This window comes from Sphingobacterium sp. Lzh-3 (assembly GCF_046764375.1).
In the GTDB taxonomy this organism is placed as follows: Bacteria; Bacteroidota; Bacteroidia; order Sphingobacteriales; family Sphingobacteriaceae; genus Sphingobacterium.
Genome location: NZ_CP177226.1, coordinates 3619760 through 3632469, shown reverse-complemented (window position 1 = coordinate 3632469; position 12710 = coordinate 3619760). Strand labels below are relative to the sequence as shown.

The window sequence follows — 12710 nt, the reverse complement described above, 5'->3', positions numbered from 1 at the left end:
TAAATTTTACCAGCCCTTAATAGCGCCATTTTTGAAGACTTTTTTTGCGGTTGCTTCTACTTCCGGAGATTGATAGGCTTGAATGAATTGTTGCACCTTCTCATCGTTTTTGTTGTCTGAGCGGGCGACAATCAGATTGACATAAGGTGATTCTTTATCTTCTGTGAATAAACCTTGTTTTTCGGGATCCAATCCAGCTTGAGAAGCGAAACTATTGTTGATGATGGCAATTGTTACTTGTGGATCATCAAGAACACGAGGTAACTGTGGAGCCTCCATCTCTATGATTTTAATCTGTTTAGGATTGCTTACGATATCTGTTACTTTAGGTTGGATGCCAACATTTTCTTTTAGACCGATAATTCCCTCGCGTTGGAGAAGTAAAAGAGAGCGTCCACCATTGGTAGGGTCATTAGGAATGGCAATAACGGCTCCGGGTTGTAACTCTGTAATTGTTTTTATTTTCTTTGAATAGGCAACAATGGGAAATACAAACGTATTTCCAACAATGGTTAATTTCGTGAAACCGCGTTGTTTGGATTGCTCTTGGAGATAGGGCTGATGTTGAAATACATTTACATCAATATCACCCTGATTTAAGGCTTCGTTAGGTACGACATAGTCGTTGAAAGCCACTAACTCAACATCAAGATTGAACTTTTCTTTTGCAACTTTCTTAGCCGTCTCCGCAAGCTCCTTTTCTGGGCCGGACACAACACCGACTTTGAGGATATTCTCTTTCTTTTCCCTGTTATTGCATGCCACAATCGATACGAGACTGAAGGCTAAGATTGCAAATGCATAGTTCAATTTTTTCATATGATATAATTTATGTTAACGATGGTTTACTTTTTTTGAGATATAATCTCCTGTATACTGTAGCAGGAATACGATTAAAATTAATAAAATTAGTACAGAATTCATGATAAAAGTATCATATCCGACATAACCATACTGATAGCCAATCTGTCCCAGTCCACCGGCACCTACAGCACCGCCCATTGCAGAGTAACCAACAAGTGTTATCAAGGTAATTGTCGCATTGTTTACTAATGAGGGGAGAGCTTCCGGAAGCAAAACTTTGAAAATTACCTGTTGTGCATTTGCACCCATTGCTCGTGAGGCTTCAATCAGGCCATTTGGAATTTCCAGAAGACTATTTTCCACAAGTCTTGCTATAAATGGGGCAGCGCCTATACTCAGGGGAACCAATGCTGCGGCCATACCGATTGATGTTCCGACCACGTTGCGTGTAAACGGAATCATCCATACAATAAGTATGATAAAGGGGATAGACCTAAACACATTCACCAGCAATGAAACAAGTTGGTGCATGGCTTTGTTTTCGAGCAGTTGATGTTTTCGGGTCAAGAACAGGTATATCCCGAGTGGTAGACCTAGGATAAAACCAAAGAAGCCGGATAAGAAAGTCATGGTTAGGGTTTCTAATGTACCCGATAGCAGAAGATTAAATACCTGATCAGACATAGCCTAATAGTTTAGTTTGTGAATGCTTTTCTTTCAAGAAAGATACACTACGCGTTACATTTTCTTTTTCACCCGATAGTTCGGCCAATATAACACCAAATTTCATTTCGCCAATATAATCTATTTGTGCGGTAATGATATTTGTTTTGACTTGATATTGTTGTTCCAAATGTTGAATAAATGGGATTGATTCTTCATTTGAAGTGAGATAGATCTCGACGAGTGGGTTTCCAGTGCTTTTCAAGCGTTCCTGAAAACTTAGTGGAATTTCAACTTCAAGTGAAGACTGAATAAAGTTTTTAGTTGTTGTTTCCCGAGGGTTGGCGAATATTGATTCTACCGGACCAGTTTCAATCAATTCTCCGTGGTCTAATACGGCAACCTGATCGCAAATACTTTTTATAACATCCATCTCGTGAGTAATCAACAATATCGTAAGGTCAAGCTGTTTATTGATTTTTTTTAGCAGTTTAAGGATGGATTTTGTGGTTGCAGGATCTAAGGCACTTGTAGCCTCATCGCAAAGTAGAATGTAAGGATCATTGGCTAATGCACGCGCGATGGCAACACGTTGTTTTTGGCCTCCGGAGAGATTTGCAGGGTACACGTCGGCTTTGTCTTCCAACCCGACCAAACGCAATAGTTCCAACACTTTTTGGCTGATAAATTCTTTCGATTTGCCTTCAAGCTCGAGCGGAAAGGATATATTTCCATACACTGTTCTTGATGATAGTAAGTTGAAGTGCTGAAAAATCATACCAATTTTTCTTCTTTTCAACATAAGACCAGTGGAAGATAGCGACATCAAGTCGTCATTTTCTATAATTACTTGACCACTGTCTGGTCTTTCCAAAAGGTTGATGCAACGGATCAAAGTACTTTTGCCGGCTCCGGAAGCGCCTATTACACCAAAAATTTCACCTTTTTCAATAGACAGTGAGATGTCTTTTAAGGCATCAATACGTGTCGCTTTTACCTCAAAAGATTTGGATATGTTGTTTAGTTGAATCATTGACCCTGTAGGGATTTAGCAATTTTAGTTGGACAAATGGATGATGTTGATATAAATGTACACAAATGCCAGGGATAAAATAAAATCAAGTGAAAGAAAATGGGTTCTTTCAGACGGAAAAAGAATGAAAGAACCCAGATATATGTTTTTTACAACGCTTGATAAGCCGAAATCACTTGTTTTGCAGATCCGAGTCCATCGATGCCATATTCGATGATATCGCCATCTTTCAGGAATCTTTGTGGGGATTTGCCCATGCCAGAACCTGCAGGTGATCCTGTGGAAATGATGTCGCCTGGCAGTAAGCTCATAAAATGGCTTAAATAAGAAATCAATTTGGGCACACGATAGATAAAATCACTTGTATTGCCATCTTGCATAAGCTCACCATTGAGTTTAAGCCATATTTTTAAATTATCAATATCTGTGAATTCATCTTTGGTTGCTATAAATGGGCCAATAGGAGCGAAAGTGTCACATCCTTTACCTTTATCCCAAGTTCCGCCACGCTCGATCTGAAATTCACGCTCTGTAACGTCATTGTGTAGCACGTAGCCGAACACATGGTCCAAGGCTTCTTCTTCAGTAACATAAGAAGCTTTTTTTCCAATTACAATGGCAAATTCGGTTTCCCAATCAGATTTTACAGAGAACTTCGGAAGGGTAATTCCATCAAAAGGGCCATTGAATGCAGATACAGATTTCATAAAGACGATAGGCTCTGAAGCTTGTTGCAATTTGGTTTCTTTGACGTGATCATCGAAATTAAGCCCTACACAAAGTATTTTGGAAGGAGCTTCCAATGGTGTACCGATACGCTCGTCGTCGGCTATCTCTTTAAGCGTATCGCCTTTTTCATTTATATATGTTTGAAGTCTTTCTAAATTTGCAATATCCGCAAAGAAATCGCGGTTGTATTGAAAATTTCCCTCTGAAACATCATATTTCTTTTCGTTTAAAATGACTCCCGCTTTTTCGGAGCCCTTTGCGCCATATCTAAAAATCTTCATAAGCCGCAAATATACAGATTTTGTCCCAAAAAGGGCAGAAATTAACGCGAATTAACAATTAATCAATATGTAAATTATCTATACAATTATTATCCAAAAGGGGATATTTAAAAGGAAATTTCTCATGTACAATCTTTTTGTTGCTTACCCAAGTGCCATTGAGCACCATTTCCTGCCCTTTTTTTCCAAGCATAAATTTAATCAAAAATGACGGGACGGGTAGGGGAATATAGAATGGACCGTATTTACGTTTGGCTATTCTTTTTGCAAACTCCGCGATGGGAAGTGGTTCGGATGAACAGGCATTATAAACCCCGGCTATGGTATCATTTTGTATGCCAAAGAGCAGCATCCGACAGAGATCATCCATATGGATCCAACTGAGCATCTGTTTACCGGAGCCTAATACCGGAATGGAGCGAAAGGGAAGGAAGCGGCCGATTTCTTTTAGCATTCCTTGATCCTTACTGATAACCACTCCAAAACGGAAGACAATGAGTCTTTTTCCCAATGTTTCTATAGGTTTCACGCTTCCTTCCCAGAGGTTACATACCCAGGACAGAAAATTTCCGCCTTGTGGATCTCCTTCTTCAAAAGGTTTTTTTTGGTACGGATCGTCTGCTCCATACCAACCTGTAGCGGAGGCCGATATGACTGCTTTTACTCGATTTGGTAGTTGTTTTAGACTTTGATAGAGCAGTTTTCCACTTTCTACCCTGCTGGCAATAATTTCTTGTTGATACGATTTTGTCCAGCGTTTGGCATTGAGGTTTGCACCTGCGAGGTTGATGATATAATCAGCCTCCTGAATTGATTTGGCATCTATCTCCTGTTTACTGGGATCCCAATGTACATATCGGACATTGTTTTGTACGGGATGGGACTTCGGATTTCTGGTAAAAATAATAACTTCATAGAAATTGGCAACCAATAGCTTTGTTAAATGAAGACCTATAGCTCCTGCACCACCTGTAATAATTACTTTTTCCATGAATTGAACCTTGTTTTATAATGTACGCATGTAATCATTTAAGCGAACCAATTTCTGTTGATACTAAATATACTATTTTGGTTTATAAAAATCGACCATGGCGGCAGGAATTACAAAAAAAGGTTTATCTCATGGGGAGATAAACCTTTTAAGAGTCGATTAAACGACGTTATTTGTTAAAGCGTTTGAATTGTGCTGCCACATGTTAGCATCTGTGCGCCGTAGTATGGATTTTTGATTTCTTTATGACGGCTTAACCAAGTCGCGCCTTTGCCTTTGTTGAACATCGGACACTTTTGATAATAAACAGAAGAAGATGGTTTTGAGTTTTTGGACAAACTATAGATATCTTCTGACAATAGGGCGAAGGCTTCTCGTTGTTTACTGATATCCTTTGCCTGTTGTAGGCTCTTCACTGTCGCTTTGAGTGACGTTGTTTTGGTTTTCCAGACCTCCTGTTCCGCTTTCGTTAGATCAGTAGTTTGTATTTTAGCAATTGCATCGGCAAGATCGTTTGCTAGGCCTGCAGCTTGTTTACTATCCGCAGCTACAAGTGCATCTTTAAGCAGAAAGTATTGGTCATAGATCTTTTGAAAATTGCTTGCGTTGCTGATGTTATCTACTGAAGCTACCGGCTCCATGCTTGCGTCTTGTGGGCTATCTGATGCTGGAGGAGCTAAATTTCTTTCGTATTGGCAGCAAGCATGTAGTTTAGCATAAGTATCTTCCGCGGCAAGGTATTTTTCATTGTCATAGCCCGCTCCGGCGATATTTTTCAATACAGCATCTAAGGAAGTTTTCTTTGCGTCATAGGCTATTGTTGCTGTTTGGTTGTCTTCGTTCCATTCAACTTTAGCCTGAGCGGAGGCTCCTGCATTTTCTATTGTTTTTTTACACATACCGCAGTTTCCAGCAATTTTAACATTGGTGTTCACGGTGTTGTTTTGTGCATAGTTTGTCAAAGAGGATAGTATTAAAGCCCCTGTTATAATATAATGTTTGATTTTCATATGATTGGATGAAAGAATAAATAAAAATAAGTAATCAAAAATGATCGATAAATGATCAATGTATGGATTAACTTATTTTTGGCGGGACCCAAGGACAAAAATATCCCTCAGAAATAAATGTTGGCGCTATGGGTTTATAATTTTTTTTGATTGTTATACCGCAAAGTTCATGACCTTGTTCAAGGGGATTGGAAATTGCCAAAAATGTACCACTATACGTGCATTGACAATTGCAATTTTTACATGGTTTATGACGTTTACAGAAAGCCTTTTTTTTGGAAGATTTAAATTTTGAACAACACGGATCCTTTTTTTCAGTAGTAGCATTACCTTGTGTGTGTCTACTGTGTGCATTCATTTTATGGCAGGCGAAAGCGTCGGGTGCACTTAAAAGGAAACCGAAGGTTAAAAATAGTAGTATAAGTCGCTTAAGTGCCATATCAGCTCAAATATAGTTGTTTTGGGTAGAATTTGCTTCCATTTTTAACTTTTTTTGGCATTATGGACTTTTTTATACGCTCCATGTTATTTGAGTTTGGGGGGACCAGATAACATGGAGCGGCGTTTGGAATTCTTTTTTCGGAAAGCAAATGAAATACTTAAAACTTAAAACCAGAAAAAAAGCCGGGCTTTTTCCAGGTACGTTTATATTCATCAGCTAAAGGAGAATGATCCGAATAGGCGAGCACTTCATCAAGCAAATTGTGTGCTTTTTTCAGATTCCCTGTTTTATAGTTTGCATATGCCTCTGCTAATTTAACCGATTCGACATCATCGTCATAGCCCCAATCGCATTGCTGATAAATACCGTTGAAAACATGGACGTATTTATTTACTTCATTTATAGCTCCGTTTTCGGCGAAAAGTTCAATTCCAAATTTTAACCAAAGGACATAATCATTAGGCTCCATGACTGACTGTACCCAACTGTCATACGTTTGGAATGTTTCAATACCCGCGCTAGATTCCGTAAGATAGTAATGGCTTTTAACAATGAGATAGAGCGTCTTTGCTTTATCGAAATTATCGATGATAAATTCCCGTTTATTTTTAAGGTATTTCCGCGCAGCGAGGTTCATGGACTTGTAATTGCTCTTTTCATTATATAGCTGCATCAACACATATTGAGGCTGTGCTTCATGTGGGTACCGTTGTGCCATATTTTCGTAATAGGAGACACGTTGCTCAAAATTATCCGGCTCGATTATCTGATAGATAATATGTTCTATCCCATTTTTTGACGCTTCAAAGTCACGATAATGATAATCATCTAAATTGGGATGATCAATATAGAATTTGTAAATAAACTCGAGGAGCTGTTGGGCCCGGGATTGAATATTCGCTGATCGACCTAGTTGGTATTCAACATTGATTTGATGCATAAGCATGCGGTAACAAGGAGGAAATGCAACAGACTCCATATCTTCAGCTTCTTCATCTTCTTCGGAGGTAAATTCCTGCTGCTCCAGGGTGGCTTCCAGCGAGATCTGATAGGTGTCAAAGTACTGTTGAAGCACCTCCTCCAGACGTACGTAATCTTCCAATGCTGACAAGGTATCGGCTCGGGTGAAATGAAGTTCTTCGAAGTCGGAATAGCTTAACCCTTCGGTGGCGATAGCATAGGAGTTTTCTAGTTCGCCGGCTTCTTTATACGCTAAGGCTAGATTATTACAATTCATGGCCCGGTTGTGGGAGCCGCCAAAGTAATCACTTTCGTACTTATTTTGTTCAAAATACTCCTTGAAAGCGTCGTAGGCTTGACGATAAAGTTCGAGGATGAGCAATTGTAGTGCAGATTGATCAACTGTGGTTAAGTTGTCCTGGGAGTGAATAAAATCAGATAGCGCGACAGCTTCATTATAACATTCACGGGGAAGGTCATGGAAAGTAGGAACCTGATCGTAAACTGTTCCATTGGCATTAAAGGTGCATTCAACTAGGCGTCGCCAAGATGTTGCATTCCATTTTCGCTCACCTACCATTGTTAGGTGCGGAATAGCCGCGGCATACTGCCCCTCATCATAGAGATAGGCTGCCGCAAAATGGTAACCGACATAAGAATCAGGATAGGCATCGACCAATTTGAGTGCATGGAGATAATAATAGTCAAGCGGGATTCCGATTTCTTCTGAGTAATTGCGCTCAATGATAAGCTGATAGTAAAAGACCTCAGGGTGTTCATACCCCTCCGCAATCAATTCGTCAAATCGAGTATGCCATTTGACCAACTCCTGATGGATATGTACGGCTGAGTTTTCCCCTTTGATAAGCTTAAGTAAAATTTGCAGTGCTAGGTCGATTGCATTATTTTCGTAAGCAATTTCAGCGAGATCTACATAATTCATTTCATTGCTGCTGATGAAATGCTTAAAATCTGCTTCCATTAAAGCTAAAATATTAGACGCATTGATCTGTTTGGTACGGTCAAGCAGGTATATTTTTTTTATCCAAAAGATGGAAAAATTATGATCCAAGGTTTCCCGTTCATCCCTGAATGTTTCTTTAACGAAATCAATGCTCGCCTCCAAAACTGGAAGCATCGCTGTATCGTCCTGGAGCCCTTCGTAGATATTGGTTAAATAGTTGTGCCCATATCCGGACATATTTGGGGAAGCGATTAGTTTTTTTGCGTATTCGATGAATACATCTTTATTGCCCTCAGTAATATGGAATTTTGGTCGACCAATTTGTGCTAATGTCGCTTGATTGTCCAAAACATAATTCAGTATATGATATAGGGTGGTTTCATTATCAGGTTCGATGGCCAATGCTTTTTGAAAATAGGGGATCATTTTTTCCTGAATAACATCGAAAATAGCTTCGTGGCCATCATAGAATGCCTGATCATGATAGGCGATCGCGAGGTGTGTCCAAAGCGTCACATCTTGATCGTTTTGTCGCAGTTGGTTTTCTCCTTCAATGATAAATAAGTCTAGTTGTCCGCTGTAGAACAAATCATATATATTCTTTTCTTCCATTTATTAATTTTTATATGTATCCAGTATGTTAAAATCTATGGAAAATACTATTTAGCCGTTGGAAGCTTTTCAAAACTAGTACCGTTCCATAGAAATTCTTCACTTTTTTTTGTGATTTTGAAATTGGGATTTTCTGCATTGTCGTCAGTAGCTTCTCCCTCTTCAATGTATTTATAGATAATCTGATTATTTTTTCCGTGTTCGGAAGGGAAAAGAATCTTTTCATCGTAATAGAACACACCAGCATCACTCACCGAATACCGGCTAGGAAGATCGACAAGTCGTTGTCCTGTCCATGCCACATAGTTGTACTCAGAAGGTATACCACAGGCTTCACCCAGGAATTCGATGCGGATGATTTGTCTGACATTTTGAAGGCCCATCGCTGGTAGCAATTTACTTTGTGAGAACGATTGTTCCGAATAGGTGAAGGGGAAGGTATGTTCTGCCATGAAATTTCCGTTTGCATCGAGAAGCTTAACAACTGTTGAGAGATGACCCTCTTCCTGTTCATTGTTGCCGGTTGTAAAACGTTCAATACCGTAAATATATTGCGAGCCGTCCGAAGCGGTTTGTTTTCCGAGCGCTAATAGTCCGAGCCAAATAAAACCATTTTTTTTACTGTTACCGTCGGAATAACTTATCTCATACCAAGGAGCATAAAAATTTTTCAGTGTATTTCCTTTGAATGGCGCACTGGTGATCGTAACAACATTTCCTGCCGATAAAGAATCTAAGATTGCTGCCTTAAGACTAGGTTGAGCACGCACATAAGCTTTTGTGGCAAAAACAGTTGCCGATTGACCCTTTTGTATGTTCCATAGGTTGAAATTATCGTCAAATTTTAAATTTTCCTGTGCCTTTGAGCAAAATGGTCCGATGACCAAGATGATTAAATAGCACCCCATTAGTTTTCTCATTTTTCACTCTCCTTTCCTGCAAAAATAGAAGAATTGGTTCATAGGCTTTATCACTGCTTTCAGGTATTTTTTTGTATAGTGTTCCAGACTAAGAAAGGAGGCATAGCATATTTTCTTTTCCAACAACGTCTTTCAGCTAAACATCTTATAAGCATTGGAATTTAGATTCGAGCAGAGAATGAGTTTCAATAATCTATTCGGTATTGATTTTATATGGACTGATTTCCTAAAAGTACAAGACAATGCGATAATCGCACCATTTGCTTCATTGTTTAATATTGAAATTTGTAAAGTCAATAAAACAATAGTATGAATCAGATATCAAAATTTGGAATTTTCACTTTGCTACTGAGCAGCAGTTTAACAATTATGGTTGGAACTGTTATAGCGCCGTCATTAAAAGAAATTTCAGTCCATTTAGGATTTGAAGAAAATCCAGGTTTGTTGATTACGTTGCCTTCGCTCGGCGTAGTAATTTTTGCACCCTTCGTTGGGAAATTGATTGACCGAAAGGGAGCATATCTGATGCTTAGATGGGGTTTGATACCTTATGCTTTACTTGGGCTGCTGGGGGGGCATCTTAACAACCCTTATTTGGTTGTGATAGATCGTATTCTTTTAGGTGTTGCTACGGCGTCAATACAGGCAGCTGGAACGGGCTTAATTGCACTACTATTCATTGGTGACGACCGCATGAAAATGATAGCTTGGCAAGGTATGGCTATTGAACTGGGCGGGGTCGTGATCTTATCGGCGTTAAAAGGCAATGGTGGATTTTCGCACCATACGCGTTACGTTACTGTTGGCGGAATGATGAGCGATTCAATTACGTTGTCATCTTCCATTTTACGCAGTACAGATATTCAGCTTTCAGGCACGGGTTTAGGTACCTGGAGACCGGAAGAAATAAAGTTATTGATTGCCGAAATACTTCCCGAAATGTTTCAGCTTGCTGCTGACGGAAAATTAAAAATCGAAACGGTAAATATTCCACTTAAAAACATTGAAAACGCTTGGGAAATGAATATCGATGGAGGCAAACGCTTCGTTGTTTTAATCTGAAAAATGCAGTCGCTAACTATTGATTTTGGCCTTTGGGTGTTTAGTTTTTTATGTTTTCTTTACCACCAAAGTTGACTGATAAGCTCCTTTGATGGTAAAGAAAACAGTTGATTGAAATATATGGTAATATATCTCGGTTTTCTATAATTGTTTACTGCGCCGCTCCAATAACCACAGGCCATAAGGGGTTCTGAACGAGTAAACGGCCCTTGCTTTTATTGATTTCATCTTGGGGAACAGGATACCAATAATACTCTTTTACCCATCGCCGGTTTTCTATGGATGTCCGTTTGTAGAAAGAATCGGGGTCACCTAAAGGTTTTACTGTTGTGGTATTCTGACCGTAAGTTTGTTGCACATTGTCAAAACCGTTCATATTCATTCCGGTCATACGTGTCATATCACCATCAACTCCGCCTTTGTCTGGTTGATTTGCGCTTACAGGGTCACAGATCATCCATCGGCGCATGTCAAACCAGCGTTGTCCTTCGCCTAATAATTCAACATGTCTTTCCTGAACAATCGCTTTAAATTGTCCGGCTTTATTACCGATAACACCTGTTTTAATACCACTTGCTTCCATTTCTGCATAGCCCGGTATCCCGGCGCGTTGCCTCACTTTGTCTATATATTCGATAATTTTTGGATCGTTGGGATTAATTTCGTTGAGGACTTCGGCGTAATACAAGTAGAAGTCGGCTAAACGGAACAAAATAGAAGGTCGTGCCCAGGAAGTGTAAACGGTGAATGGAGTACCTGGTGCACCGGCGACGTTGATGGAACTAATTCCTTGTGCGATACGTCTGTTTTTAAATTTATATAGTAAATACCCTGCTCTTGGCCAATTCTCGCCACCGGCAATTCCCGAAGGTTTGCCGCGACCGTACCATTGATAGTATATACCATTTGGATTATTATGCTCATTTGCATGAATATGCCAACTTTTTCCATTGTAGCCTACTGTAGCATAAAACCGCGGCTCCCGGTTGGCATACATATTGAAAATGTTTTGATCCGCATGATTATTGACATGGGTAGGATTATTGACTGTCGTGAATCCATTTTCTTTGTAATTCGATCCGGCATCATAAATTGTCTTTCCATTGCTCATAAAAAATGCGTCTACAGATTCCTGCGAGATGCCTACGTTAGCAAAATTAGTGGGGCTTGCGTAGAGATCTACAGGATTAGAGCGGCGCTCCTGATTATTGGGATTGCTATAATCGTTGTATCCAGTTGCCCAAATAATTTCATCATTGTACTTTTGAAATAGTTGATAAATAGATTCATTGGGATTGATCTCCTGCACGCCGGGGTTAGCAGGATCGGCCGGATAATACTCGATATGTAATTTGTGCCCGAGACCATGCGCATAGTCCAAAAATTCTTCTAGACGTTGTTTTGCGGTTTGTATCTTTTGTGGATTATAGTCTGGGAATAAACGGCTCCCATCGGGATTGACAATGGCTAAGCTTTCGGTAAATCCACCGTTAAAAAGCTTGGAAGAAGCATATACCCAGAGCTTAGCGCGCAATGCACGTGCTGCGACAAGTGTCGGACGTACCATACTGCCCGTATCATATTGATTTGTACTGACATTACTTTTGATAGTGGCAGGCAGATTTCCTGTATTGATCAACTCTGCCAGTAGGCCGTCGATGTAGTTGATTACATCATCCATCGGGGCACGGGCATAGTCGAGATTCTGATCTTCCGGATCCGCCAGATCAGTTATTAATGGTACAGGACCATATAGTTCCAGCAGGGTAAAATAGGAATAAGCAACAAAAAAGCGGGCTTCGTCCTTCATGCGATCTACTTCAGCCTGAGGCAATGCATTATTGCCCGAACCCGAGATCGCATGTGCACGTTGGATAAAAATTAATGCCTGACGGATTTGCATATATTGAGTTGCCCAACGGTGATAACCAGCATTACCAGCGGTATAACCCGATACCATCAGATTGCGGGCAAAGTTAGCGACAATCTCCCCGGAAATTGCGGACCAAGGATTGCTCATTCTGTCGGCAGAGGATGAGTTTTTGGAATATTCAATGATACAGTTAAAGATATTTCCGTGCCAACGTCTAGTGTATGCGGCATTTTCAAATACTCCTTCAATCGTCAGATTGTCGGCGAGTTCAGAGGAGACATCCAGGTATTTCTTGCAGGACGTAGATAATGTAGTCGTCGCTATCGCGAGACAGATAAGAGCCTTATTAAATATTTTCATCGTATT

Annotated in this window: 10 protein-coding genes; 1 reads left to right on the top strand and 9 read right to left on the bottom strand. The window is 39.9% G+C overall.

Translation table 11 applies throughout. The features are described from left to right. Positions 1–6: 6 nt before the first annotated feature. The 8 genes from metQ to ACLCDV_RS15260 all read right to left on the bottom strand — a co-directional run bounded on the left by metQ (position 7) and on the right by ACLCDV_RS15260 (position 9409). A complete protein-coding gene (gene metQ, locus ACLCDV_RS15295; protein ID WP_317666062.1) occupies positions 7–819 on the bottom strand; it encodes a methionine ABC transporter substrate-binding lipoprotein MetQ in 813 nt (270 codons plus the stop codon). Positions 820–834: 15 nt separating this feature from the next. Beyond that, positions 835–1488 carry a methionine ABC transporter permease MetI gene (gene metI / locus ACLCDV_RS15290; protein WP_120334095.1) on the bottom strand — a complete coding sequence of 218 codons (654 nt, stop codon included), beginning with the start codon at positions 1486–1488 and terminating at the stop codon, positions 835–837. Then, positions 1481–2500 (bottom strand): methionine ABC transporter ATP-binding protein, encoded by a 1020-nt coding sequence (locus ACLCDV_RS15285; RefSeq protein WP_411971555.1) that lies wholly within the window; start codon positions 2498–2500, stop codon positions 1481–1483. The genes metI and ACLCDV_RS15285 overlap by 8 nt, the downstream gene beginning before the upstream one ends. A gap of 149 nt (positions 2501–2649) precedes the next feature. Beyond that, the gene (locus ACLCDV_RS15280; RefSeq protein ID WP_075992861.1) at positions 2650–3510 is read right to left on the bottom strand and encodes a fumarylacetoacetate hydrolase family protein; all 861 of its coding nucleotides are present in this window, start codon (positions 3508–3510) and stop codon (positions 2650–2652) included. 58 nt (positions 3511–3568) lie between these two features. Then, a complete protein-coding gene (locus ACLCDV_RS15275) occupies positions 3569–4501 on the bottom strand; it encodes a TIGR01777 family oxidoreductase (protein WP_411971554.1) in 933 nt (310 codons plus the stop codon). A 176-nt stretch (positions 4502–4677) separates the two neighbouring features. Further along, positions 4678–5511 carry a DUF3347 domain-containing protein gene (locus ACLCDV_RS15270; protein ID WP_411971553.1) on the bottom strand — a complete coding sequence of 278 codons (834 nt, stop codon included), beginning with the start codon at positions 5509–5511 and terminating at the stop codon, positions 4678–4680. A gap of 599 nt (positions 5512–6110) precedes the next feature. Then, positions 6111–8489 (bottom strand): hypothetical protein, encoded by a 2379-nt coding sequence (locus ACLCDV_RS15265; protein ID WP_411971552.1) that lies wholly within the window; start codon positions 8487–8489, stop codon positions 6111–6113. A 47-nt stretch (positions 8490–8536) separates the two neighbouring features. Further along, the gene (locus ACLCDV_RS15260; protein ID WP_411971551.1) at positions 8537–9409 is read right to left on the bottom strand and encodes a hypothetical protein; all 873 of its coding nucleotides are present in this window, start codon (positions 9407–9409) and stop codon (positions 8537–8539) included. 309 nt (positions 9410–9718) lie between these two features. Between ACLCDV_RS15260 and ACLCDV_RS15255 the strand changes: the two genes are divergently transcribed. After that, positions 9719–10471, top strand: a complete 753-nt coding sequence (locus ACLCDV_RS15255; protein ID WP_411971550.1) for an MFS transporter — start codon at positions 9719–9721, stop codon at positions 10469–10471. A 151-nt stretch (positions 10472–10622) separates the two neighbouring features. On the opposite strand, the gene ACLCDV_RS15250 is transcribed toward ACLCDV_RS15255, so the two are convergent. Next, positions 10623–12704, bottom strand: a complete 2082-nt coding sequence (locus ACLCDV_RS15250) for a RagB/SusD family nutrient uptake outer membrane protein (protein WP_411971549.1) — start codon at positions 12702–12704, stop codon at positions 10623–10625. Positions 12705–12710: the final 6 nt, after the last annotated feature.